Origin of the sequence: Collinsella aerofaciens, from assembly GCF_020181355.1 — a bacterium.
Lineage (GTDB): Bacteria > Actinomycetota > Coriobacteriia > Coriobacteriales > Coriobacteriaceae > Collinsella.
Genome location: NZ_CP084004.1, coordinates 1508061 through 1531481, shown reverse-complemented (window position 1 = coordinate 1531481; position 23421 = coordinate 1508061). Strand labels below are relative to the sequence as shown.

The following is a 23421-nucleotide window of genomic DNA, read 5'->3' as shown; positions in this document are numbered from 1 at the left end:
ATAACGGGCGCGAACCGGCAACGGTCGCGCCCGTTTGCCTTGGGCGCCGAGGTGGCACGCCCCGTGCGATGGTAAGATGCTTTGGTGTGTAAAGAGGAGATTTGCCATGAGCAAGACAATAGTTAGGCCCACACTTTCGCTGGGCAACCACATCTATCTGTATCGCCTGCTGCGCGACGCAATCGGATGCGGCAAGCAAACGTTTATGACGCAGGTCGAGGAGGCACTCGCCGCTGGTGACATGGCCGCTTATGACCTGGGCTTCGAGTCCACGCGCGAGCTGCTCGAGGAGCTCGACGACTGCATTAAGCTGACCGTCTTTAAGGGCGGTCGCCTGTATGCCACGGTCATCGCCAACGAGGCCTGGGATGCCGCCCTTGCCAAGGGCGAGGACAAGCCCAAGGCTGCCAAGGGTGCCAAGCAGTCCTACAAAAAGAAAAAGCGCGGCGAGAAGGACCTCAAGGCCGTGCGCCCCAAGCACGTTAAGCGCGCCGAGCCCGAGCCCATGGCCGAAGTCGCTCCGGAGCCCGAGCCCGAGGCAGAGATCGAAGTCGCTATTGAGGTAACGGCAGAAGCCGAAACCGAAATCGCCGCCACGACCGATCCCGAAGTCATATCCGAGCAGCAAGCCACTGCCGAGCTCAACGAGGCTCCCAAGTCGACAACCGAAGAAGCCGCTGACCAGCCCGAGACGTCTGCGTTCCAAAACAGCGATGTCTTTGGCGACGAGGCCGAGGACGATCAGCCCGACGAGCCCGCCGATCAAGGCGCTACTGAGTCGACGCCGGAGCCCGAGACGCCGCAGCCCGCCATCTCGCTCACGGTCGTCTATGACCCCGAGAACGCCAACGCCGGCATAACCACCATGGCATCCACGCCCATCGACGCAAAGTCGAGCGTCGAGAACGAGAACGCGACGCAGGTTGAGGTTGAAACTGCAGCTGCAGACGCGCCCGTCACCGTGAAGCCCGCAGATTCCACGATCAAGCCGAAAACGACGCCGGAGCCCGCACCCGTCATCGAATCCGTGCCCGCCTCTGCTTGCGACCAAATTCCCTCACCGGCACCGGCTTCGGTACCCGTAGCGGCCCCAGCCCCCGCACCTGCAGCGCCCGCCATCCCCGAGGACTTCCCCATCGATTTCGCAACCGAAGTCTTCTGCCCCGGCCCATTGCTACACCAGTTGTCGACCTATCTCCCCTACGGCGCCGACACGCTCGGCATCGTCGGCGAGTACTACTGGATCGCCCGCGAACGCGGTACCATCGAGGCCGCGCGAAACCGCGCAAGCTTCCCCCTGCGTTACACGCAGGCAGGCGAGCGCCACGAAGTCACCGTGCGCATCCGCCGCAACACCACCGGCGGCCTCGGAGCCGCCTGGACCATCGACAAGGTCAACGCCCCGGCCGAGTGACAAAACGGCCCTGGATAGCCATTTGACCATCCAGGGCCGTTTGAAATCAGACCTTTTGGCTGTCATCAGCACATATAGACACCAGAGAAGCAAGCTCCTCCTCAAGTTGCGGAGCAAAATACCTAAAAGAAACTTGTGCTCCAATCGGTATCGACTCAATCATATTCGCAGCATTATCTGAAATACGGTACGATGCAGTTTCACCTGTCTTCAAATCCTCTATTGAGCAGACAGCGTCTTCAGCATCAATCGACCTAAGCACGCCTTTTCCTTGTAACATCACATCGGCATGCCCGCCAGCTATTTCTAATGAACCTGAGTCTGTCGCAGTCACTTCTCCGGAACCTCCGCGCGATATCTCTTCCTTTGTTGAACAGCCCACCAATGAAGCCATCAGCACCAAAGACAGAGCTAGACGAATCGCCCTACTTCGAAAAAGTCGTTCCATAAGTCCACGCATAATAGCTCTGATCATACTTCAGGAAGGATAAAGATGAATTCCAGCCGTCCGCTATGCCAATCATCTGCCTTGTCTCTCCAGTTTTCTTACCAGTAAGTGTGGCGTAAGCCTCCGCTGTTACAGAATGGGCTGATCCGTTGTACAAACTCGCATGTAAAACATTCGGTCTATTAGAGTTAATCTCATTTTGAATGCTCGCGATAGCCGGAGAGGAGACAGTGCGGGCGATAAGAGTACTTCCTCTGCTTGCGCAGTAATTTGTAAACCCCGTTGCACAGGTTGATATCGGCGTTCCACCCAAAACAACGCCGGGAACAGTCTGTTCTTCATCGGAAAGAGCATGGGTATTGGTGTAATTCCATATCTGCATATATTGCGAAGGGTCGCTATATAAATTGGCAATGCCATACAGTTCCGCAACGTTCGAAAAAGCTGTCACCATACAAGCATAGTGGGCGGTAAGCCTCTTAATCTCGCTTTCATCATATGACATAAACTGAGAAATGGAACGAAATCCAGATACTGTGTAATCCTGCATTTGAGTTGCGTAAATTACAACATCGTTCCAGCTTGAAGGTTTATTCGATAAAACGACAGGCCGTCCTTCTATGGAAACAGCCGGGATTGTTCTTCCGCAATTTGTTGTTATTGAACCGTCCAAAGATTGCACGCCGAATTCGAATGGATTGATCATTACGACTGGGTTATTGAAAGAATAAGACTCGACACCAAGATCTCCTCCCCGATCCATAGGGCTGACTAAGCCGTCTCCAAAACGATATCCCGTAAGTATTTCATCATCTGAAGCATCTAAAACCAAATAGCCCGCGGCTCTATTGGATGTCACAACCGGAACAATGTAACCAAGCGGGGACCCATCAACATCTACAAAAGGAATAGGGTCAGAAGGCGTATACGAATAGCCGAGGAGTCCCTTTATATATTTATCGGCAAGCTCTTGCGCAATTTCAGAAGTAAATTGTATCTGCTCACCATCAATATTGCCCGTCGAAGCAAAAACCTCTTTCGGACGTGCGGCTAAGGCGACAATTGAAGACGCGACAAGTTGCAGAAAACGACGACGCGAAAGCATATGTTGTTAGCGCCGGGCGATTTTAGCCGCTAATAGTCAAACTATTTTGACCAATCCCGGTCACCGAATAATGGCCACCGTGCCTCCCCGCCGCCACTACGCTGGTGGTGCCAACACGCCGGCGTTAGGAGGACCATTGAGGTGAACGAGAGACACGATGACCTACAGGAGATTATAGACGCGGCGCTCCGGGAGATGGCCGCGGAGGAGGGCGACGGGTTCGACCCGCAGGCATGCAACCTCGCGGAGTTCTGCAGGAGGACGGGGCTCACCCGCTCCCGCGCGAGGACGGTCAGGGCACACGGGTTCAGGGCCCTGCCCCACGGGAACAGCGGGAGGAGGGCCGCGCCGGGCGTGCTCGCCGGCCACACCGGCCTGGTGGACGACCTCCTGCGGAAGGGCGTCACCAACTCGCAGGTGATATTCGAGCGGCTGCTCGGCCAGGGCTACGCCGGCGGCCTCACCACGGTGAAGACCTATATCGCCGCGCACCGGGACCTCGTGCCCGCGAAGAGGCGGCAGGCGGCCCCGCAGGGCTGCCGCGGCCAGCGCTTCAGGACGGCGCCCGGAGAGGCCTACCAGATGGACTGGGGCTTCGTCGCGGTCGAGCGCCCTGGCGGGGAGCGGGCGCGGATCGCCTGCTTCGCCATGGTCTGCCACCATTGCGGGGGCGCCCACGTCGAGTTCTTCCCGAACGCGCGCCAGGAGAACCTCCTCATCGGGATGCTGCACGCGTTCTCGGCGCTGGGCGTGCCCGCGACCGTGCTCACCGACAACATGAAGAGCGTGGTCGTCCGCCGCGATGCCGACGGCCGGCCCGTCTGGCAGGCCGACTACGCCGAGTTCATGGGCGTCGTCGGCTTCCGCACCAGGTTGTGCAGGCCGCGCCACCCCTATACGAAGGGCAAGGTGGAGAGGCTCGTCCGCTTCGTGAAGGGGAACTTCCTCGCGGGAAGGTCCTTTACCGACCTTGACGCCCTCAACCGGGAGGCCGCCCTCTGGTGCGCCGAGCAGGGAGGCCGCTGGCGGCGCGCGGCGGCATGCGTCCCGATGCGCGAGCACGAGGCGGCGTGCTCGGCGAACACCAGGCCGCTCGAGGTCACGGCCGAGGTCGAGCGGTACCTGTGCCCGCGCCGGAAGATCTCCTTCGACGGCTTCGTGAGCTTCGAGGGGCACCGCTACGGCGTGCCCTACTGGTACGTCCGCCGCGAGTGCAGGGTGAACCGGGAGGGGCGCGTGGTGCACATATACAGCGACGACCTCTCCCGCGAGCTCGTCGCCCACGCCGTCGGCACCGGCGCCGACAGCTGGTGCGAGGGGCAGTGGGAGACATCGCCGGCGCAGCCCGAGGAGCTGCCGACCCAGCCGGTGGGGACCGTGGTCGAGCAAATCGCCCCGCCCAGGACGAAACCCGGTTTCGAGAGGTTCGACTTCGGGAGGGCCGAATGATGGCGGGCGCGGGGGCGAGCCCCTACGAGCTCGCGAGCGACGCCGCGTCGAGGCTCGGGATCGCCGTCGGGGCGGAGGAGCTCGCGACCCTCGCCTCGGACCTCGACCTCGGCGACGGGGAGATGGCCGCCGTGGCAGCCACCTTCTCCTACCTTGCGGAGAAGAGGAGGCTCGCCTCCATCGAGACGCTGCTGAGGCTGAGCAGGCTGCCCAGGCGCGAGCCCAAGACCTTCGAGGGCTTCGACTTCTCCAGGATCCAGGGCCGGGACGCGGCCGCGCTGGGCAAGCTCCCGTCGCTGGCCGACCTCTACGCGCACCGCAACGTCGCCTTCGTCGGGCCCGGCGGCATAGGGAAGACGCACCTCGCGCAGGCCTACGGGCGCGAGTGCTGCATGCGGGGGCTCAAGACCTACTACATAAAGGCGACCGAGCTCAGGGACAGGTTCCAGAAGGCCGTCCAGCGGGGAAACACCTCGCGGGTCGTCTCCTCGCTCGTCAAGCCGTCGTGCCTCATCGTTGACGAGGTGGGGAGATGCGTCTACGACAGGCCGTGCACCGACCTGTTCTTCGATGTCGTCGACAGGCGCTACGAGAAGGAGGGGCCGAACGCGATGGTCCTCACGAGCAACATCGCCCCGAGCGGGTGGGATGAGTTCTTCACGGGCGACGACACGCTCCTCTGCGCCCTCGACAGGCTGTTCGACAAGGCGTCGGTGTTCGTGATGCGGGGCCCGAGCTACCGCGGCAGGGAGCTTGACACCTACTCGGTGGAGGCCGTCCCCCAGGCGGTGAAGGTGAGGGGGATCCAGCCCGAGGGGATGTAGGAATGCGATAGGAAAGTCATAGATGCGGGCGTGTTGGCTAAAATGGGTCGGCCGGGATTGGTCAATCTCGGCCGACTATATTTGGCTAAATTATTCCGGCGCTAACAATGTTCTTCTTTCTAGAGAAGCGACTTATAAGGTACTCCTATTCTATAATCTTTTTTGTAACGTTACAGCACTGGTTATATTTCAATTCGATTTGCTTATGTCCTTGCAACCCAATGCGTCTTTACGTTTTAAACGGAATTAGAAAATCACTCATAGCAAAAACGGGCTTTAATCCCAAAGAGATGACTTTGATTATGAATCAAACCAGCAGCCAGGGCATAGCTGCAGTGCAATTGCTACAAGAAAGGCCGCCCTTGGAGGCGGCCTTTCTACTTGCTACTAGTCACGCGTCAGCTTGCGGTGAATACGATGCGGCTGGGCTGCGTCCTCGCCCAGGCGCTCGATGCGGTTGGCCTGATAGGCCTCGAAATTGCCCTCGAACCAATACCAGTTGCCCGGATTCTCGTCGGTGCCCTCCCACGCCAGAATGTGCGTGGCGACGCGGTCCAGGAACATACGGTCGTGGCTAATGACCACCGAGCAGCCCGGGAACTCGAGCAGCGCCGCTTCGAGCGAGGACAGCGTCTCGACGTCGAGGTCGTTCGTGGGCTCGTCGAGGAGCAGCAGGTTGCCGCCCTGCTTGAGCGTAAGCGCCAGGTTCAGACGGTTGCGCTCGCCACCGGAAAGTACGCCAGCGCGCTTCTGCTGGTCCTGGCCCTTAAAGCCAAAGCTCGCCACATAAGCGCGGCTCGGAACCTCGGTCTCGCCGACCATCATGTGATCCAGGCCGTCCGAGACGACCTCCCATAGGTTCTTATCGGGGTCGATGCCGGAACGGTTCTGGTCGACGTAAGAAATCTTGACGGTCTCGCCCACCTCGAGCTCGCCCGAAGTCAGCGGCTCCAGACCCACAATCGTCTTGAACAGCGTGGTCTTACCGACGCCGTTGGGGCCGATGACGCCCACGATGCCGTTGCGCGGCAGGGTGAACGAAAGGTCGTCGATAAGCACGCGGCCATCGAACTCTTTGTGCAGGTGATGGGCCTCGAGCACCTTGTTGCCCAAACGCGGGCCCACAGGAATGCGAATGTCAGTCCAGTCGAGCTTCTGGCTTGCGCGGGCCTCGGCCTCCATGTCCTCGTAGCGAGCCAGACGGGCCTTGTTCTTGGCCTGGCGAGCCTTGGGCGAGCTGCGTACCCACTCGAGCTCGGCCTCCATGCGCTTGGCGAGCTTGGCATCGCGGTTGCCCTGCGCCTCGATACGGGCAGCCTTGGTCTCCAGATACGTGGAGTAGTTGCCCTTGTAGGGATAAAGGTGGCCGCGGTCGACCTCGCAGATCCACTCGGCAACGTTATCCAGGAAGTAGCGATCGTGCGTGACGGCAAGCACCGCGCCCTGGTAGTTGTGCAGGAAGTGCTCGAGCCACAGGATCGACTCGGCGTCCAGGTGGTTCGTGGGCTCGTCGAGCAGCAGCAGGTCGGGAGCCTCGAGCAGCAGCTTGCACAGGGCCACACGGCGGCGCTCGCCGCCAGAGAGCACGTTGACCGGCATGTCGGAATCGGGCAGCTGCAGGGCGTCCATGGCCTGGCCGAGCTTGGAATCGATATCCCAGCCGTCGGCGGCGTCAATCTCGTCCTGGAGCTTTCCCATCTCGGCCATGAGGGCGTCCATGTCGCAGTCCGGATCGCACATCTCCTCGCCGATCTTGTTGAAGCGATCGACCTTGGCGATCATGTCGCCAAACGCCATGCGCACGTTCTCGATGACGGTCTTGTCGTCGTCAAGCGGCGGCTCCTGCTGCAGGATGCCCACGGTGTAGCCGGGGGTAAGCCTGGCATCGCCGTTGGAGACCTCCTCGATGCCGGCCATGATCTTGAGCAGGGTCGACTTGCCCATACCGTTGGGGCCCACGACGCCGATCTTGGCACCGGGGTAGAAGCTCAGGGTCACGTCGTCAAGGATTACCTTGTCGCCATGGGCCTTGCGAGCCTGATACATCTGGTAGATAAACTCCGCCATTTGTCTGTTTTATCCTTTCTACCTGTTGTTTCCCTATTCTTGATTCGCTTTAGTGGAAACGAAATGAGAAAACTAGCTCTGAAACGTAACGAAAAAGGGGCATGGTTGCCCATACCCCCTAATACTACCTGGGAAAAATCCCCCAGAACATACCATGAACTGCGTACGCTAGTTTTCCGCAACCTTAACGAACAGCCCGCTGAGATTTGCGCCACAGCAGATACGAGTAGACGTAGACGGCTCCGACCGAACCAAACGCCAGAACCGCAATCACCGCGGCGACGACTTCATTCGAAAGCACAGCACCTGCCACGCCCATCGCAATCAGGCCAACACCCAGCACCATAAAGCAGGCACCGCCAAAGCGCTGCGTACGGCGCCAGTTCTCGGGATCGGCAAGCGCCCAAGGCGTCTTGATACCGAGCGTATAGTTCTGCTTCACACGCGGCAAGTAGTTGCCTACGCCGATGAACAGCAAACCGATAGCACCGGAAATCAGCACGTTGACCGAACCGACCGCCGGCACCACGCCCCAGACCGTAAGCTCTCCCAGCCAGCTTACGGCACACATGAACAAGGTAAAGGCGATTACGAAGCCCTGATAGAACTTGCCCGAGGTTCGATATGCCTCACCTTTAGGATCGATGCGCGGCACCACGCAGAACATTGCAAGAAGTGCCAGAGGCAGCACGCCGAGCGCGGAGGCCATCCAGCTAGGGCCCCAACCGTCGACGGCGCCGTTCGCTCCCCAGTGCGTGGGAATCTGCGCAGGCAAGCTCGGCATCACCATGAGGTGCGCTACGACATTGGCGACGCACAGAGCAACCAGCGCAATCCACACGCGCGACGATACCCCCGTGGGGTGAATGCCCTTGTTTTCGTTATTCATCCTTATCACCTTCCGTGTTTGTAAAGCCCATAAACCAGCCAATTAAATCCTGCATGACGGTGGTGTTTAAGCTGTATACGATGTTTTGGCCATGGCGCTCGTCGGTCACCAACCCGGCGTTTTTGAGCGTCGCCAAGTGATGGCTCAGCGATGGCTTACTGATATCGAAATGCTCGGCAAGCTCCCCCGCCGTGCAATTGCCCTCGCGCAGCAACTCCAAAATGCGCCGTCGCGTTGGATCGGCAAGCGCCTTAAAACCCTCTCCCGGCATAGGACCTCCTCTCAGCATTTCGTTCGACGCGCACACTATACTCGATATTTAGATGTTTGTCTAACTATCTAATCGCAATGCTTCAATCCACATCAAAGCAAACGCCATCGCAACCTATGGGCGATTACCTATAATGACGATAGCTAAAACACGATTCGCTTCCCAATCGGAGGATGTCTATGGCCGAAACCGCTGCCGCTCTCGTCGAGACGCGCGATACCAAGCTCGAAATCATCATGGGCCGCGAGGCGCTCGACAAACTCGCCGCCGCCACGGTGCTGGTGCTCGGCTGCGGAGGCGTGGGCTCCAACTGCTGCGAGGCACTCGCCCGCGGCGGCATCGGTCATTTCGTCATTCTGGACAAGGACATCATCGCGCCCAGCAATATCAATCGCCAGGCCATCGCCTTTCACAGCACCGTCGGCAAGCGCAAAGTGGACGTGATGGATGCCATGATCCGCGATATCAATCCCGCCGCCACCGTTATCAAACGCACCGAATACCTGCTGAGCGACAACATCGACGAGTTCTTCGCGAGCGTTTTGGAGCAGACGGACGGCAAGCTCGACTACGTCGTCGACGCCATCGACACCATCTCGGCCAAGCTCACCATTGCCAAATATGCTCAGGACCACGACATTCGTTTGGTTAGCTCCATGGGCGGGGCCAACAAGCTCCATCCCGAGTGCCTCCGCTTTGCCGACATCTTCGATACGGTACGTGACCCCATGAGCCGCATTATGCGCAAAGAATGTAAGAAGCGCGGAATCAAGAGCCTACATGTACTGTTTAGCTGCGAGGAATCGGTTAAGACACAGCCCCGCGACCCTTCCAACATCCACGAGCGTACCGAGCTCGGAACCGCCAGCTTTATGCCGCCCATCATGGGCCAGATGATCGCCGGCGAGGTTATCCGCCAGATCAGTGGCCGCGGCACCGAGCACGTGCGTGCCGATGGCCAGCGCCTAGACTAGCGGAGCGCGCCGAGATGGAGCCCCGGTTATTTGATGCACACTGCCATCTTGATTTAATGGCTCACCCGGACGCCGTTGCCGATGAGGCAACGGCGCTGGGCTTGGGTCTATTTGATTGCGGCGTCGATCCACGCGACTTCGCTAGCGCACACGGGCGAACCCGTCGCCTTCCTACCGTCATCAAGGGCATCGGCCTCCATCCCTGGTGGCTCGCCGACGGCCGCTGCGGTCCCGCCGAAGTCAATCTGCTTTGCGAAGTTGCTGCCCAAGAGCGCTACATCGGCGAAGTCGGGCTCGACTTTTCCGCGCGCTTTGCTGGAAGTGAGCCGCTACAAATACAGGCACTTAACCGGCTCTGCGATGCACTCGTGCAGCATCCTCTTACCGGGCGCGTGATATCAATTCACGCCGTTCGTTCGGCAGGAGCCGTACTGGACGTCCTCGAATCGCATGGACTACTCATCCCAAACCCCGACTCCCCCGCTATCATCTTCCACTGGTTTAGCGGCACTTCGAACGAACTCGCCCGCGCGCGAAACGCAAACTGCTATTTTTCCGTGAACGAGCGTATGCTCGCCACCAAGCGCGGTCGCGAATATGCCCGGCAGATTCCACTCGACCGTCTACTGCTCGAGACCGATGCGCCAGCCGAGGCAAACACAGAAACAAGCGCGCAATCGCTCATCAGATCGCTCACAAGGACCTCGATGCGCATTGCCTCACTCAAAAACTGTGACGCAAAGCGCATCGAGTCGGCAGTTTTAGCAAATGCGCACTCTGTTTTTGACCTTCGCTAACTCCTGTGGGCAAAAATGCCAAGGGGCATGCAAATCGCACAACGCAGTCCCTATTTTGGAAGACAGTACAATTCGGCAGCATTACACCAATTCGTGCATGAGATCACGGTTGCGTGCATACAATTCGTCAAAGATATGACGGCGCGACGCATATAACTCGTGGGCAGTCATATCAGGCACGATTGTTTGCGCAACGCCAAGGACTTGGGCGAGCTCATCCCATGATGCATAGGCGCCACCTGCGAGAGCTGCCATGATGGCATCACCGAAGCATGCGCCCACCGTAACCTTGGCAACCGAGACCTCGCGCCCACATACGTCGGCGATAGCCTGCATCCAAACTGGATTCTTGGTTCCACCTCCGACAAGCATAATGCGCCCAATTGGCAGTCCATGTTCTCGCTCGATAATGTCGACATGGGATGCAACGGTATACGCGACGCCTTCCAAGGCGGCACGAACCATATGGGCTCGCGTATGCCTTCCGGTCAGGCCAAAGAAGACGCCACGCGCCTCGGGATCGTTGAGCGGAGTGCGCTCCCCCGCAAAGTACGGCAGACACAGGAGCCCATCGGCACCCGGCGCCACACCGGCGGCATCATGCGCCATAACCGAATATGCATCGGGGCCACCGTGGCCCTCGGCCTCCACGGCGTCGCGATACAGCTCTTGGCGCAGCCACGATGTGAGCGCACCCGCCGTATTGGTCCCCGCGCAGATCCCGTAAGTTCCGGGAATGATAAACGTCCCTGGCCACAGGCGGGCATCATCGACCATATGATCAGCTAGATAGATGAAATACGCCGTACTCCCCAACTGAACCATCATATCGCCGGGACGAAATACACCCGTCGAAATGGCCTCGGCACCAGAGTCGCCCGTTCCCACTAAGACAGGTGTCCCTGCCGCGAGCCCCGTCGCCTCAGCCGCACGCTGAGTAATCACCCCGGCAATATCGGTAGCCGACATTACCTCCGCCATCTGGTCAGGCCGGCAGAAACGAGCACATTCCCGAGCATCAACCTTCCAAGTGAAGCGGTCGTATAGGGGAAGAAAATCCTCCGCCAAATAACGGTCCACCGTAAAACGCCCCGTCAACTTTGCGCACAGAAACGATGACGCCGTCAGGAACTTCGCGGCACGTTCGTGCACCTCGGGCATATTCTCCTTAAACCACAAGATCTTGGGAGCAATATCTGACGAACAGGGATCGTGCCCGAAAAGCTCGCGTGCGCGATCTGACCCATATTCGGAAAGAAGCTCGTCAATCTGCGGTTTCGAACGTGCATCGACTCCATACAAAATCGCGGGCGCCAGCGCGTTGCACTCGGTATCGACCGGCACACAGTCGCAGCCCAATGCGGAAAGGCCCACGCATCCGATCTGTGCCGCGTTAACCCCCGATCGCGCCACCAGCTCGCGCGACAAGCGGCAAAAATCGCCCCACCAAACGGCCTCGGCATCATGCTGGTACCATCCGTCACACGGGTTGTCCGTCTCATGTCCACAAGAGGCTTGGCAAACGATGTTGCATCGATCATCGATTAAAACGCCTTTAGAGGCGCTTGTCCCAATATCAATACCCAGATAGAGCGCCATAGGTGCCTACTCCCCTCGCGCCGTACGAGCGGCAGCCATAAAACGAGCTACCCGCTCAACATCAACCGGGGCATCCAGCTTTCCGTCGCGCTTTAAGCAGGTGCCGACAAACGCGCCATCGTAGTGAGCAAATACGTCAGCCACGGTATTTTCGCGACAACCGGTGCCACATACCACGGGCACTTCGCCAACACGCTCACGGACCTCATCGGCAAGCTCGCCCGAAGCGCCACGACCGGCAGCCGAACCGCCGATGACCATCGCATCCGGTAGGCAATTAAAGAGAAGTGAATCGGCAATGTCCGCAGTCGTGCGGTCGTTGAGATAAACCTCCCCCTCGCTCGTGATGAAGTGAAAAAGCTTGAGGTCGTCCAGGCGCAGCGCCGCCTTGCGACGCATGGTGTGAGCGAAATCTCGGTTAATCAGCCCGAGATCACCGGCCCAGGCACCGCAAAAATTGCAACGCGTGAACTGCGCGTCGACGGCAGCGCACAGCTCGATTGTGGCATCACCATCGTAAATAGCTTCAGCTCCCCAAGGAGTCGACAAATCATGGGATAGAGCCCCGATTACATAGCCCATCGATGCAAGGGTTGAGGGAGAAACATGCTGCTCATAGGGCATCGAGAGCTCATTGGTAATCAAAATGCCATCGACACCGCCCTGCTGCAACGCCTCGAGATCGCGCTTGGCGGCTTCCACGACCTGCGACACGCTTCCGCCCGGGTAATACAGTGGATCGCCCGGCAGAGGACGCAGGTGCAGCATTCCAATAACCGGCTTTTCGGTCTTGAACATCGAGGTTAGAAACGACATAACGTGCTCCTTCTTAGGGTCATTGCAGGGACGTTACTCCCCCAGCACCTCGACGTACACTTTTCGCTTCTGCGGACCGTCAAACTCCGCAAGATAGATGTTCTGGGCACCTCCGCACACGATGTGGCCATCTTGGACGGGAAAGAAGCAACTGTTTCCACAAATCATGCTCTTGATATGCCCACAGGAGTTGTTACCGGTGGCTCCATAGCTCGGCAGGAAGTGTGCATGCGCATAGGGGGCATCGAGCGGGGCGATGCGATCAAGCGTCTCCATAAGATCCGTCTCCACGCAGGGCAGTCCCTCGTTTACCACGATTCCACAGGTCGTATGCGACAAAATAATCGCTGCCAAGCCATTGGTCACCGAGCTGCGTTCGATGGCAGCGTGCACATCTTCGGTAATATCGATGAACTGGTCCGGAGCAGTCGATAGATAGCTCAATGTCTCGAGCGTCACCATGTTTACTCATCCCCTTCAAGAAAACGCAGGGCATTACCCCAGTAGAGCCTTTCTCGCGCATCATCGCGCATGAGCACGGTATCGAGCGCCCGCTTGAGTTTGAATGCACGGAAACGCGGCGTATTGCTGGCGAACATCACTTGATGCGATAGCGCGCGCTCATACCACAGCGGCCCCATATCGACCGTAAAAAGGCGCTGCATCATCTCCTCGGGCGAATCGATGTAAGTGATAGAGGTGTCCGTGTAGCAGTTGGGATACTTGAGCAGCATCGCCACGGTCTCGCGCACCCAGGGCCAGCCAAAGTGGGTCAAACTAAAGCGCACATTTGGATGCGTTGCGATTGTGTGCTCAAATGCAAGCGGGTTACTGCGCGAGAGCTCTGCGCCCGGCTCCCAAGACATACCGGCATGGAAAACCACCGGCTTGTTATAGCGCTCGCACAGCTCGTAAAGCGGCTCGGCCACAGCATCATCGGGGGCAAAACCCTGCTTTGCCGGATGCAGGCAAAGCCCCTTTGCCCCCAACTCGGTAAAGGCGCGCTCCGATTCGTCTGCGGCACCGCTCACCTGCGGATCTACGCTCGCAAATCCCCACAGACGATCGGGGTGCGCGGCAACCAGCATGGCAATCTGGTCATTGGTGCCAAAGTGTCCTCCGCATGCCGTGGTTACATCGAGCGGCATGAGCACGCTCTTCCGCACGTCGCAGACGTCCATCTCGACTTGAAGCTCATCCCAATCCATGGGGCCCATATGCCCCATACCAAATTCTCGTGACCAAAAACCGAATCCATCAGGCTCATCACCCGGCGTACAGATCTCGCCATAGAGCATAGGATGGACCAACATGTCGATAACCATTTCGTACTCCTTTCCAGGCATTTGGCCCTAGTACGGCTCAAACGAACCAATCACTCGGGACGACAGTTCAGCGCCCGCCTTCATACACGCCGGAATATCAAGGCCATCGATCACGCCCTTGGTAAACCCGGCAATATACGAGTCGCCGGCACCCACGGTGTTAACGACCTTCTCCGCCGGCACGATCCCGCACTCATAGAAGCGCTCACCGTCATAGGCAATGCTTCCCTTCTCACCAAGCGTGGCAACTGCCACCCGCGGTCCCAGCTCCTGTACGTGACGTACCCAATCACGCAGCTCCGGAGTGTCCTCTTCAAACGACATGAACGCATAGTCAACGTAGGGAAAATGGTTCTCGCAGGCATATTCGGGATCCTGGCTGAACACCGAGAAGTCCATAACCACCGTCTTGCCCGCATCATGCCATTCGGGCAGGAGGTCCAAACAATTGCCAAACAGGTCGGTGTGAATGATGTCATGTTCTAGGATAAACGCCCGGTCATCTTCATTCGGTCGATATGCCTCCATTACGCCATCGATTGCCTCGAGATGTACGCGATCGACGCCGTCTTTCAACGCCATGAGCATCACCGAGGTGTCGCCATCCTCCACCCGCAGATGTGAGATATCGAACCCCTCAGCGGCCAGCGCCTCCCTCATCTTGTCTCCGTACTCGTCCTTGCCGACAACCGACACGGCGGATACCGAAACGCCCATTCGTGCAAGATGGATACCCCAGTCAATGCCATTACCAGTCGGATAGAACACGCCGATGTTTTGATAGACGTCCGCACAGCAAAAACCAGCTGCGCACGCTTTAATACCCATGGTCTTCTCCAATGTTCAAAAGGGGACCCACCACATGGCGAGCCCCCTTTTCGCGTTTCGCTTATTGTTTTGCATCGGCTGTCCAAAGCCTCATAGCCAGACCGCCGTACGCTTTCTTAAGCTATTCGACGATTGGTGCTCCGTGGCCCCAAGAACCTTCCATGCCGCACACGGTCGAGGCAAACCCGGCAGCAAAGTCGAGCGCGCGCTCGATGGCCTCGGCGCCATCCTCACCACGCTTAGCGGAATCGAGATAGCACATCAAAAACGAAGTGAGGAACGAGTCGCCCGCTCCCATGGTGTCCTTCATGTCCGTTACCGGTTTAGCCAGCTGGCGGTAATAACGCTCGCCGTCGTAAGCAATGCAGCCCTCGGCACCCGCCGTAGCCGACACAAAACGCGGACCCAGGCCCTTCACCCATGCCAGACGCTCGCGAATCTCGTCCTCACTCGCGGCATCCGCCGCACTAAAGAAGGCAAAATCGACGTAGGGTGCAATCTGCTCGTAGTACTCGTCGGTGGAGTCGTCCGAAAAGTCAAAAGAGACCGTGACGCCCGCAGCCTTCAGCTTGGGCAGCTCGCGCTCGGTAAAGCAATAGTTGCCCGAATGAACCACATCGAACTGCTTCATGTACGAAAGGTCAAAGCGATCGAGGACATAGCGCGCATCGCCACGGATACCGCCCTCGTTGGAGCCAAGGAAGACACGGTCACCGTCAACGACGGTCACGCGAGCCGCTCCGTTCTCGCCAATCATCTGCTCACACTTGTCAAGCTCGATACCCTCATCCTCGAGGCTTGCAATGACATGCTCGGCAGCGGCGTCATTGCCAAAAATGCCCATGTATGCGGAGCGTGCGGCACCGCATTTCTTGGCATAAACGGCGAAGTTCACCGCGTTGCCGCCAGGATACATGGTGTGGATATGCTCGTAGCGATCGACGACGTTGTCGCCAAATCCGAGCGCGTTAACGTTAAATGCCATGGTATTTATCCTTCTAGTACTCGACGACGCCCATGTAGCGACGGAAATCGGGATCGTGATCAAACACCTTGCCGCGTGCGGCACGCAGCTCGCAGTTCATGGCGTAGAACAGCACCGGGTCCAGATAAGCACGGACGCTCGCCGGCACGGCTTCCATACCGTACTCCTTGGCATCGAGCACCATCAGCGTATCGGTATGCGTCTTAAGGAACGCCAGGGCGCGCTCATCCATAGCACGGCACTCGCTGGAGCCCATCTGCAGGAAGTAAAAAACGCCATCCTGAGTAGCCTCGAAGGGGCCATGGAAGTACTCGGCAGAGTGAATGTAGCTGCAGTGCTGCCACTGCATCTCCATAAGAGAGCAGATAGCGAAACCGTAGGTCTGGCTAAAGTTGGGACCGCTGCCCAGAATATAGAAGAACTCGTGCTCCTGGCAAAGCTTGGCAAAGCGATCGCCCAGCTCGGCATTTACCTTCTCGCGTGCCGGGGGAAGAATCTTATCCATCTCGGCGATACCGGCATACATATCGGCAAGATCGGCGTAGCCCTCCTGCTGATCGAGCAGCTCTGCCGCAAGCGACAGCGAAATGCCAGCGGGGACCTCGGCCTGCGGCACGCCCTCGCCCCATGGGTAGACCCACGTGGTCCACTTGCCGGAGTCAATCTTGGATCCAGCGTTGTCGGTCTGGGCGATCACTGTAGCGCCGGCAGCAAGGGCAATCTCGCAGCCCTCGACGACCTCGGGGGTATTGCCGCTGTGGCTGCAAGCGATGACCAGGGACTTCTCGCCCAGACGACGCGGACGCATAATGTCGAATTCACGCGCGGTATAGATATACGAAGTGAAGGTGGTAGCCTCGCGCTGCAGAAGCTCATGAGCCGGGATCAAATCGATCATGGAGCCACCGCAAGCAATCCAGTAGACGCTGTCGAACTTGCCCTTCTCGGCAATTGCCTCTTTAATCAGATCGTGTGCGTTCATATCCAGTTCCTTTCTTGTTTGGCCCGCAATCAATGACGTTGGTTGCGTGGCCGATGGTTGTTTTAGTCAATCAGATATTTCTCGAATGCGGCCATGTTCTTGGCATCTGCGGCCGCCGGGTCATCGTAGTAACGACCGTCCGTGATTTCCTGGCCCAGCATGCCGTCGAAACCATGGGCGTTGAGCGTGGCGACGAAGGCGTCCATATCGTGCTTGCCATCGCCCCACACCAGATGGCCATACGGGTCACCGTCGATAAAGTGCATCTCGTGAATTGCCCCATCGCCAAAGGCGGCAAACCAGTCCTCGAGCGTCTCGCCTGCGACGCCCATCGCGGTTGTATCAACCATGGGCTGTAAGTACGGGCTCGCGACCTCGTCAATCATGCGCTTCGCATCGGAAACCGTCGTCACGAGGTTGCTCTCCTCGGGACGCAGGCTTTCCATCGTAAGCACCAGACCGTGCTCGCCGGCATACTCCGCCAGAATGGACAAGTGCTCGCGGCTGCGCTTCCAGGCTTCCTCGCGGTCCTCGTCCCAGTCGCCCCAGCCCGAGTTGATGGACATACGGTCGCACCCAAGTACCTCGGCAAGTTCAATGCCGTGTTTAAAGTACGCCAGGCTGCGCTGTTCATGCAGCGGCTTGCGTGCGCAGTACTGCCAAGGATAGACAACATTCTCGGGGCACAGAGTACGATACCTAAGCCCACGGTCTGCAGCCTTTTTCGCCAGGACCTCAGCCTCAAAGTAGCCCGTATGGTCGAGCGTCACATGCGGCTCTGCACACCACAGCTCAATAGACTCAAAGCCCAAGCGCTGCTGCACATCAAGGAAGTAATCGAGCGACCACATGATGTAGTGGATATTCATGCCCGCAATCTGCTCGCGACGCAGCGTCGGTTTGGATTCAGACATCTTATGCCTCCTTATTTCGATCGAACACGATTTGTCCGTCCGACATCGTCATATCAACCGCAAGATCGCGTGCGTCGCGATAATCGAGGTCGAACACATCCCGATCGAGCACGCAGATATCGGCAAGCTTGCCAACCTCAAGCGTACCCAGCTCGTCTTCGCGCATCAGATCGTACGCGCCCCCGGCAGTCCAAGCGCGCAAGAGCTCGACAAGCGTCAGCGTGTTGACCTCATTCACGGGCAGTCCGTCGGCGAAGAATCCACCGCACGCGCTGTATATTGACTCGCCCAGGCTCGGAATCAGCAGTGGCAAATCCGTTCCACAGCACACTGTGCATCCGGAATCTTCCATGCCGCGGCGATTCCAGCTGTGCAAAAGTCGCGTCTCGCCAATTTGTCGACGCATCATCGACAGGCAATCCTCGCGCCGGTCCAGCGTCAGAATCTGCGGATAGACCTCGCAAATTCCACCTAACTTGCCAAACTCGACAAGATCGGTCGGGTCAGAGTTCTCGAGATCGGTAATCGCATGGCGGCGAAGCATCCGTCCATGCTCGTCTCGAGGCAGCGAGGCATAGAGCGTCACGGTGCGACGAACGGCGCCATCGCCCTGGCAATGCAAGGAATATCGGAAGCCGTCAGCATCAATTGCACGCAGCTCGCTTTCAATCAGATCCCACTCTGGCTCCTCGACGACCGTCTTGCCGGCAGCGCCCGCATCGGCCGTATCCTCATAGGGGTCAATCATCTCGGCAAGCCCCGCCCATACGCCGCGATCGGTCATACGGTTGAAGCCAGAAAAACGAACGAACGGTCCCCGGAAGCGCTCTCGTGCCTCGCGAGCATATGCCAGATTTGCACCAGCGCCCACCGGCTGCGACATCATAGAGACGCGAACCGTCAGCTCGCCAGATTCCTCACGGCGAGCCATTTCGTCGGCAAAGCCGTAGTAGTCATCAAACGCCATCTCCTTGATGGCGGTAACGCCGCGCTCGTTAAGCATGCTCATGTAGTTCGAATACCCCGCGCGCACCTCGGGCAACGCGAGGAAATCGCTCATCATGCGCCAGATCTTCTCGGCATAGCACGCCTGCGGTGTAAAACCGTATCGCGCACTGGCGGCAGCATTGAGAACGCAGGTCTCCGCGCCCGGTGTAAAGCAGACGACAGGGATATCACCAAAAAACTCGTCAAACACAGCTGCCGTATTTGCGTTCTCGGCATCCGATGCCAACGTTTCGGATAGGTTGTGGCCAAAAGCCGCCGCGCAATCCGGATGATCTTCTTTCCATGCACGCAAGAGCGACACGGCCTCTTTGGCATCATCGATGCCGGACAGATCAGACCCCAACGTCCGCAGCGCCCAGCCTGTATAGAAGGTATGTACATCGATCAGACCAGGCATGACGGTGCGGTCGCCCAGATCAACTACCTCGTCCGCCTGGGTCAAATACGAAGCCACCTCACACTTGGTGCCAACCGCCTCAATTCGATTGCCACGGACCGCTACGAAACCTTCAAACGGCAGGTCCCCCGTACCGGTAAAGACGCTCTTAGACGTCAGGACCGTCAAACGATCAGACATCACAACCACCTACACCGGAAGCATGCCAGAAATTGCCGTTACGATCAGGCCAAACACGACCATGAAGATGAAGAACTTCCAAATGGTCTTCCACCATTGGCCAAACGAAATCTTAGCCACGGCAAGGCCGGCGACCGTCATACCCGCCACGGGGCTGATGGTGTTGATGGTCTGGTTGGCAAACTGGAGCGCGGTGACGGCCGCCTCGGGATTGAGGCCCATGAGCTCGGTCAGGGGGCCCATAACGGGCATGGTGAGCGCCGCCAGGCCAGAACTCGAGGGAACCAGCAAAGAGAGCAGGCCAAGGACGATATACATAAACGTGGTGTAGACGGCGGCGGGTGCACCGGCAAGCGCAGTAGCGAGCGCCTGGAGGATGGTGTCGATGATCATGCCGCCCTCGGCGATGACCAGAATACCGCGAGCGATACCGATAACGATGGCAGCGTACGCAAAGTCGGCAAGACCCTTAACGAACTCCTCTGCGATCGTCTGCTGGTCAAGACCGCCCAGGATACCGGCAAGCAAGCCCATGCCAAGGAACACGGCGGAAATCTCATTCATGTACCAGCCCTGGGTAACAAGACCCCAGACGATAATGCCCATACCGCAAGCAAAATCGATAAGCACGAGCTTCTGACGGATAGTGAACTCTTCCTCGATGGAGGCATCGGTCACGGAAAACTCAATACGCTTGAGCTTATCGTCCTCGTACACAATGGACGACTCGGGGTTTTTCTTGACGCGCATGGCGTAGCGCATGGCCCATGCGATACCGACGGCAGTGAAGATGACCCAAGAAACGGCACGCAGCCACAGTTGCGGATTACCCTCGATGCCAATGATGCCTTGGGCGATCAAAACATTAAACGGGTCGATGGTCGAAGCACAATATCCCAGGTTAGGACCAAGGAAGCAGATGATGAATGCCGTCATCGAGTCATAACCGATACCCATCATGATGGGAATGAAGATGGCATAGAACGGCAGGGCTTCCTCAGACATACCAAACGTAGTGCCGCAAATGGACAGCAATGTCATCGTGATGGGGATGATGAGGATGTCCTTGTTCTTGAGCTTTTTAATCACACGGCTCATGCCGGCATTCAAAGCGTTGGTCTTGGTGATGATTGCGAACGATCCGCCAATCAATAAGACGAACGCAACGACGTCGGCGGCCTCTTGGATACCCTTGGTGGGCGCTTGCAGAACCGCGAAGATATCCTGGCCCAGATTGATGGTCTCGCCGGTCTCGGAATCGGTGTAGTTCTTATCGACCTGTTCATAGGTTCCAGCAACGGCGACTTCACGCTCGCCCGCCGCTGTCGAAATCGTCTTGCGCTGATACTGACCAGAGGGAACGATCCAAGTCAGGACCGCAAAGACAACGATCAGCAAGAACATGATCGTATAGACATGCGGTAATTTGAACTTAAAACGTCTGTTTGTCTTCTTCGCCTTCGTATCTGACATAGATACCTCCAAAGAACTCGAGACTGCATCGCATCTCGCTTCAACGTTTGCACAATGCAAACGTTCTATGACGTCCCATAGATTACCAGCAGCTTTTCTCGTCATCAAGATAATTTCAAACTGATTGCCGCAACGCGGTTGAACGGTTGCGTTTGCGCCGTGAACGGTATGGAGACGCCCGGTGAGATGATCCACCGGGCGTCTCAATTCGCAATGTCCTAGATGTCAAAAACGTAGCGAGACCCAACGATCCGCTGACGACCGATGATAAACGGCCGCCGCTGCTCGTCGAAAAAGAAGGCTTCCATATAAAACAAGGGTTCGCCAACGGGAACTGCCAACAGCCGAGCGACCTCGGGCGACGCGCACGCGATCTCGAGTGTGCACGGGTCGGTAAACGCGGGCGTACGGCCCGTCCGGTTACGCACGAACTCAAAAATGGATTGGTTAGATAGAGGTGCCGTTGATAGATAAGCGTTGTCCTCGTAAACGTATATGTTGTTCTCGAGCATGACGGGGACTCCATCGGCAGTACGCACACGCTCAACGCAAATCAAATCAGTTCCAACGGGAACACCAAAGAACTGCGCTTCGGTGGAATCCGCCGGCAGTATCTTTCTCGAAATGACACACGCCCCCGGTTCCATTCCATTAACGCGGCATGCGTCCGAAAAACTCTGGACGTCATCCTTCTGGCGAATCTTGCGCTTGAGCTTGGGGGCATTGACAAACGTGCCTTTCCCCTGTCGCTTCGTTAGATAACCCTGCTGGACGAGCTCCTCAATAGCGCGTCGCACGGTAACGCGGCCAACTTTATAGCTCTCAGCCAATTCGAATTCGTTGGGTATCCGCGCACCTGCCTTGTAGGCGCCGGAGTTGATTTCGTTTTTGATGATATCGATAACCTGTTGGTACAGCGGTATCGCTGCTTTACCGTCAGTTAGCCCTTCAGTCGGTGGCATATACCCTCTCCCAGCACAATTAAGTCAAAAGCGGGCTCAAGGGCATTCAACAAGCCCTTGAGCCCGCATTAGCATAAAGTATGCTTGCTGCCGCACCAAAATGTTGGCTATTTACTCATCTGACCCGAAAAACGCGCCTTGATTATCAACTTCATCCGAACACTTCCCACATTCATCCGCACATGTGCGGATGAATGTGGGAACCCGATACCCTGAGGGCCGGACCGGCCGGCCCCGGGAGATCGGAGGACGGCATGTCCGGAAAGAAGAATAGGGGCTCCGCGAGGGCGGTCCCGAGGGCCTACGGAAGGCTCACGAGGCACGAGCGGGACACGGTCCAGAGGATGCTGGAGCGCGGGGCCTCGTGCAGGGAGATCGCGAGGGAGCTGGGCAGGTCGCCCTCGACGGTGAGCGCCGAGGTGGCGTCGCACAGGTTCGTGACGGCGCCGAAGTCCAGGCGCGGCGAGCGCGTGGACGCCTCCGCCGACCTGTCGGCGGCCTGCCCGCGCCTGGCCGCGTGGCCGCGATGCTGCAACGGCTGCGGCCGGTACCGCGCGATCGGCTGCAAGCGCCGCCCCCACGTCTTCTACGAGGCCCGGGCCGCGCAGCTGTGCGCCGACTCGGTCCTCGTCTCGTCCAGGCGCGGGATAGACGCCGACGAGCCCGCCGCGGCGGCCAGGCTGGAGGCGATAAGGGACTGCCTGCGCCGGGGGCTCTCGCCCGAGCAGATGGCGGCGCGCAACGGCGGCCCGGTGGACCTGTCGCCGTCGACCATCTACCGCTGGGTCTCGGCGGGCTACGACGGCATGACCAACATGGAGCTCAGGCGCAAGGTCGGCTACAGGCCGAGGAAGAGCGCCGCCGGCCGGGCGGCCACGCGCCACTCCGCCCGCAGGTCGCATGCCGCGTTCCTCGCCCTCGGGGAGGACGCGTGCGCCGCGGCCTGGGAGATGGACACGGTCGAGGGCGCGCGGGAGGACTCCGCCTGCCTGCTCACGCTGCTGCACCGCCCCAGCAGGCTCCAGCTCGCGCTGCCGCTGGAGGAGAAGACCGCCGGGTGCGTCGCGGACGCCCTGGGCGATATCAGGGAGGTCCTCGGCGCCGACGGCATGGGCAGGGTCTTCCGCGCCGTGCTCACCGACAACGGCGCCGAGTTCTCCGACGAGGCGGCGATCGCGGCGCTGCTCGGCGAGGGGCCGGGCGAGACGAGGCTGTTCTACTGCGACCCCGGGCGAAGCGACCAGAAGGGCGCCTGCGAGCGCAACCACGTCGAGATAAGGAAGCTGCTGCCCAAGGGCGCCGGAATCAGGTTCGACCGGCTCTCCCCGGCCGACCTGGCGCTGGCCATGTCGCACGTGAACTCCGAGCCCCGCGGCGCGCTCGGCTTCACGACGCCCGCCCGCGCCTTCAGGGCGATGCTCGGGGACGACGCGGCGGCGCTGCTGGACGCCTACGGCGTGGAGGACGTGCCGCTCGGCGAGCTCGACCTGACGCCGGGACTGATAGGGCGGGCGCGCGCAGAGAGGGGCGATGCCCCGCTGTCCTAGCCTGAAGGAAAAAACGGAATAGACGGACCGGCCGTCCGGCTGAGTCTGGGAAGAGGTGCCGGGCGGAGGGCGGAGCATGGCCACCGGACCCATCGAAACACATCTCCACCGTTCCTTCAACTGGGAAAACGGCGCCCCCGGACCCCAGGAGGGGCCGCGGGGGCGTT

22 protein-coding genes are annotated in these 23421 nt (G+C 58.8%); 6 read left to right on the top strand and 16 right to left on the bottom strand.

The annotated features are described in order from the left end of the window. Positions 1 to 106 precede the first annotated feature (106 nt). Positions 107 to 1414 (top strand): hypothetical protein, encoded by a 1308-nt coding sequence (locus tag LCQ44_RS06605; protein ID WP_225093404.1) that lies wholly within the window; start codon positions 107 to 109, stop codon positions 1412 to 1414. A gap of 46 nt (positions 1415 to 1460) precedes the next feature. Here LCQ44_RS06605 and LCQ44_RS06600 read toward each other — a convergent pair whose 3' ends face one another. After that, positions 1461 to 1862 (bottom strand): hypothetical protein, encoded by a 402-nt coding sequence (locus tag LCQ44_RS06600; protein WP_225093403.1) that lies wholly within the window; start codon positions 1860 to 1862, stop codon positions 1461 to 1463. After that, on the bottom strand, positions 1840 to 2967 hold the full coding sequence (locus LCQ44_RS06595) for a hypothetical protein (RefSeq protein WP_148345610.1): 1128 nt from the start codon (positions 2965 to 2967) through the stop codon (positions 1840 to 1842). Before LCQ44_RS06595 ends, LCQ44_RS06600 begins: the two co-directional genes overlap by 23 nt. Positions 2968 to 3108: 141 nt before the next feature. Between LCQ44_RS06595 and istA the strand changes: the two genes are divergently transcribed. Together istA and LCQ44_RS06585 are read left to right on the top strand one after the other, a co-directional pair. Beyond that, entirely contained in the window at positions 3109 to 4416 is a 1308-nt protein-coding gene (istA, locus tag LCQ44_RS06590) for an IS21 family transposase (RefSeq protein ID WP_035138955.1), read from the top strand. Next, positions 4413 to 5240 carry an ATP-binding protein gene (locus LCQ44_RS06585; protein ID WP_006235234.1) on the top strand — a complete coding sequence of 276 codons (828 nt, stop codon included), beginning with the start codon at positions 4413 to 4415 and terminating at the stop codon, positions 5238 to 5240. The genes istA and LCQ44_RS06585 overlap by 4 nt, the downstream gene beginning before the upstream one ends. Before the next feature lie 387 nt (positions 5241 to 5627). Here the strand turns inward: LCQ44_RS06585 and ettA are convergent, their stop codons facing one another. The 3 genes from ettA to LCQ44_RS06570 all read right to left on the bottom strand — a co-directional run bounded on the left by ettA (position 5628) and on the right by LCQ44_RS06570 (position 8467). Beyond that, positions 5628 to 7307, bottom strand: coding sequence for an energy-dependent translational throttle protein EttA (gene ettA / locus LCQ44_RS06580; protein WP_225093402.1), 1680 nt, complete (start codon positions 7305 to 7307; stop codon positions 5628 to 5630). 184 nt (positions 7308 to 7491) lie between these two features. Continuing rightward, complete coding sequence (locus LCQ44_RS06575) at positions 7492 to 8196, bottom strand: SdpI family protein (RefSeq protein WP_117641067.1); 705 nt, start codon at positions 8194 to 8196, stop codon at positions 7492 to 7494. Continuing rightward, a complete protein-coding gene (locus LCQ44_RS06570; RefSeq protein ID WP_022094448.1) occupies positions 8189 to 8467 on the bottom strand; it encodes an autorepressor SdpR family transcription factor in 279 nt (92 codons plus the stop codon). The genes LCQ44_RS06575 and LCQ44_RS06570 overlap by 8 nt, the downstream gene beginning before the upstream one ends. 179 nt (positions 8468 to 8646) lie before the next feature. On the opposite strand from LCQ44_RS06570, the gene LCQ44_RS06565 reads away from it, so the two are divergent. Then, complete coding sequence (locus LCQ44_RS06565) at positions 8647 to 9441, top strand: tRNA threonylcarbamoyladenosine dehydratase (RefSeq protein WP_225093401.1); 795 nt, start codon at positions 8647 to 8649, stop codon at positions 9439 to 9441. Between the two features lie 14 nt (positions 9442 to 9455). After that, positions 9456 to 10238, top strand: coding sequence for a TatD family hydrolase (locus LCQ44_RS06560; protein WP_225093400.1), 783 nt, complete (start codon positions 9456 to 9458; stop codon positions 10236 to 10238). Positions 10239 to 10319: 81 nt separating this feature from the next. Here LCQ44_RS06560 and LCQ44_RS06555 read toward each other — a convergent pair whose 3' ends face one another. From LCQ44_RS06555 to LCQ44_RS06505, 11 genes are all read right to left on the bottom strand, one after another. Further along, on the bottom strand, positions 10320 to 11837 hold the full coding sequence (locus LCQ44_RS06555) for an FGGY-family carbohydrate kinase (RefSeq protein WP_196022582.1): 1518 nt from the start codon (positions 11835 to 11837) through the stop codon (positions 10320 to 10322). Between the two features lie 6 nt (positions 11838 to 11843). Continuing rightward, the gene (locus LCQ44_RS06550) at positions 11844 to 12653 is read right to left on the bottom strand and encodes a BtpA/SgcQ family protein (RefSeq protein ID WP_117786628.1); all 810 of its coding nucleotides are present in this window, start codon (positions 12651 to 12653) and stop codon (positions 11844 to 11846) included. 33 nt (positions 12654 to 12686) lie between these two features. Continuing rightward, complete coding sequence (locus LCQ44_RS06545; protein ID WP_117735290.1) at positions 12687 to 13115, bottom strand: secondary thiamine-phosphate synthase enzyme YjbQ; 429 nt, start codon at positions 13113 to 13115, stop codon at positions 12687 to 12689. Positions 13116 to 13117: 2 nt separating this feature from the next. Then, complete coding sequence (locus tag LCQ44_RS06540) at positions 13118 to 13978, bottom strand: amidohydrolase family protein (RefSeq protein ID WP_225093399.1); 861 nt, start codon at positions 13976 to 13978, stop codon at positions 13118 to 13120. Between the two features lie 27 nt (positions 13979 to 14005). Continuing rightward, a complete protein-coding gene (gene frlD / locus LCQ44_RS06535; RefSeq protein ID WP_117757390.1) occupies positions 14006 to 14806 on the bottom strand; it encodes a fructoselysine 6-kinase in 801 nt (266 codons plus the stop codon). A gap of 121 nt (positions 14807 to 14927) precedes the next feature. Then, positions 14928 to 15791 carry a PfkB family carbohydrate kinase gene (locus tag LCQ44_RS06530; protein ID WP_035138847.1) on the bottom strand — a complete coding sequence of 288 codons (864 nt, stop codon included), beginning with the start codon at positions 15789 to 15791 and terminating at the stop codon, positions 14928 to 14930. A 13-nt stretch (positions 15792 to 15804) separates the two neighbouring features. Further along, positions 15805 to 16773, bottom strand: coding sequence for an SIS domain-containing protein (locus LCQ44_RS06525; protein WP_022094440.1), 969 nt, complete (start codon positions 16771 to 16773; stop codon positions 15805 to 15807). A 62-nt stretch (positions 16774 to 16835) separates the two neighbouring features. Beyond that, the gene (locus LCQ44_RS06520) at positions 16836 to 17687 is read right to left on the bottom strand and encodes a sugar phosphate isomerase/epimerase family protein (RefSeq protein ID WP_117745875.1); all 852 of its coding nucleotides are present in this window, start codon (positions 17685 to 17687) and stop codon (positions 16836 to 16838) included. A 1-nt stretch (position 17688) separates the two neighbouring features. Further along, positions 17689 to 19272: an amidohydrolase gene (locus LCQ44_RS06515; RefSeq protein WP_225093398.1), complete on the bottom strand. Its 1584-nt coding sequence runs from the start codon at positions 19270 to 19272 to the stop codon at positions 17689 to 17691. A 9-nt stretch (positions 19273 to 19281) separates the two neighbouring features. Continuing rightward, complete coding sequence (locus tag LCQ44_RS06510) at positions 19282 to 20745, bottom strand: YfcC family protein (protein WP_148332757.1); 1464 nt, start codon at positions 20743 to 20745, stop codon at positions 19282 to 19284. A 218-nt stretch (positions 20746 to 20963) separates the two neighbouring features. After that, on the bottom strand, positions 20964 to 21707 hold the full coding sequence (locus LCQ44_RS06505; RefSeq protein WP_035138851.1) for a GntR family transcriptional regulator: 744 nt from the start codon (positions 21705 to 21707) through the stop codon (positions 20964 to 20966). Positions 21708 to 21961: 254 nt separating this feature from the next. Between LCQ44_RS06505 and LCQ44_RS06500 the strand changes: the two genes are divergently transcribed. Then, a complete protein-coding gene (locus LCQ44_RS06500) occupies positions 21962 to 23254 on the top strand; it encodes an IS30 family transposase (RefSeq protein WP_225093224.1) in 1293 nt (430 codons plus the stop codon). The last annotated feature ends 167 nt before the right edge of the window (positions 23255 to 23421 follow it).

Coding starts and splice junctions, on each gene's coding strand:
- LCQ44_RS06605 (WP_225093404.1), top strand. CDS start 107: ATGAGCAAGACAATAGTTAGGCCCACACTTTCGCTGGGCAACCACATC.
- LCQ44_RS06600 (WP_225093403.1), bottom strand. CDS start 1,862: ATGGAACGACTTTTTCGAAGTAGGGCGATTCGTCTAGCTCTGTCTTTG.
- LCQ44_RS06595 (WP_148345610.1), bottom strand. CDS start 2,967: ATGCTTTCGCGTCGTCGTTTTCTGCAACTTGTCGCGTCTTCAATTGTC.
- LCQ44_RS06585 (WP_006235234.1), top strand. CDS start 4,413: ATGATGGCGGGCGCGGGGGCGAGCCCCTACGAGCTCGCGAGCGACGCC.
- ettA (WP_225093402.1), bottom strand. CDS start 7,307: ATGGCGGAGTTTATCTACCAGATGTATCAGGCTCGCAAGGCCCATGGC.
- LCQ44_RS06575 (WP_117641067.1), bottom strand. CDS start 8,196: ATGAATAACGAAAACAAGGGCATTCACCCCACGGGGGTATCGTCGCGC.
- LCQ44_RS06570 (WP_022094448.1), bottom strand. CDS start 8,467: ATGCCGGGAGAGGGTTTTAAGGCGCTTGCCGATCCAACGCGACGGCGC.
- LCQ44_RS06565 (WP_225093401.1), top strand. CDS start 8,647: ATGGCCGAAACCGCTGCCGCTCTCGTCGAGACGCGCGATACCAAGCTC.
- LCQ44_RS06560 (WP_225093400.1), top strand. CDS start 9,456: ATGGAGCCCCGGTTATTTGATGCACACTGCCATCTTGATTTAATGGCT.
- LCQ44_RS06555 (WP_196022582.1), bottom strand. CDS start 11,837: ATGGCGCTCTATCTGGGTATTGATATTGGGACAAGCGCCTCTAAAGGC.
- LCQ44_RS06550 (WP_117786628.1), bottom strand. CDS start 12,653: ATGTCGTTTCTAACCTCGATGTTCAAGACCGAAAAGCCGGTTATTGGA.
- LCQ44_RS06545 (WP_117735290.1), bottom strand. CDS start 13,115: ATGGTGACGCTCGAGACATTGAGCTATCTATCGACTGCTCCGGACCAG.
- LCQ44_RS06540 (WP_225093399.1), bottom strand. CDS start 13,978: ATGGTTATCGACATGTTGGTCCATCCTATGCTCTATGGCGAGATCTGT.
- frlD (WP_117757390.1), bottom strand. CDS start 14,806: ATGGGTATTAAAGCGTGCGCAGCTGGTTTTTGCTGTGCGGACGTCTAT.
- LCQ44_RS06530 (WP_035138847.1), bottom strand. CDS start 15,791: ATGGCATTTAACGTTAACGCGCTCGGATTTGGCGACAACGTCGTCGAT.
- LCQ44_RS06525 (WP_022094440.1), bottom strand. CDS start 16,773: ATGAACGCACACGATCTGATTAAAGAGGCAATTGCCGAGAAGGGCAAG.
- LCQ44_RS06520 (WP_117745875.1), bottom strand. CDS start 17,687: ATGTCTGAATCCAAACCGACGCTGCGTCGCGAGCAGATTGCGGGCATG.
- LCQ44_RS06515 (WP_225093398.1), bottom strand. CDS start 19,272: ATGTCTGATCGTTTGACGGTCCTGACGTCTAAGAGCGTCTTTACCGGT.
- LCQ44_RS06510 (WP_148332757.1), bottom strand. CDS start 20,745: ATGTCAGATACGAAGGCGAAGAAGACAAACAGACGTTTTAAGTTCAAA.
- LCQ44_RS06505 (WP_035138851.1), bottom strand. CDS start 21,707: ATGCCACCGACTGAAGGGCTAACTGACGGTAAAGCAGCGATACCGCTG.
- LCQ44_RS06500 (WP_225093224.1), top strand. CDS start 21,962: ATGTCCGGAAAGAAGAATAGGGGCTCCGCGAGGGCGGTCCCGAGGGCC.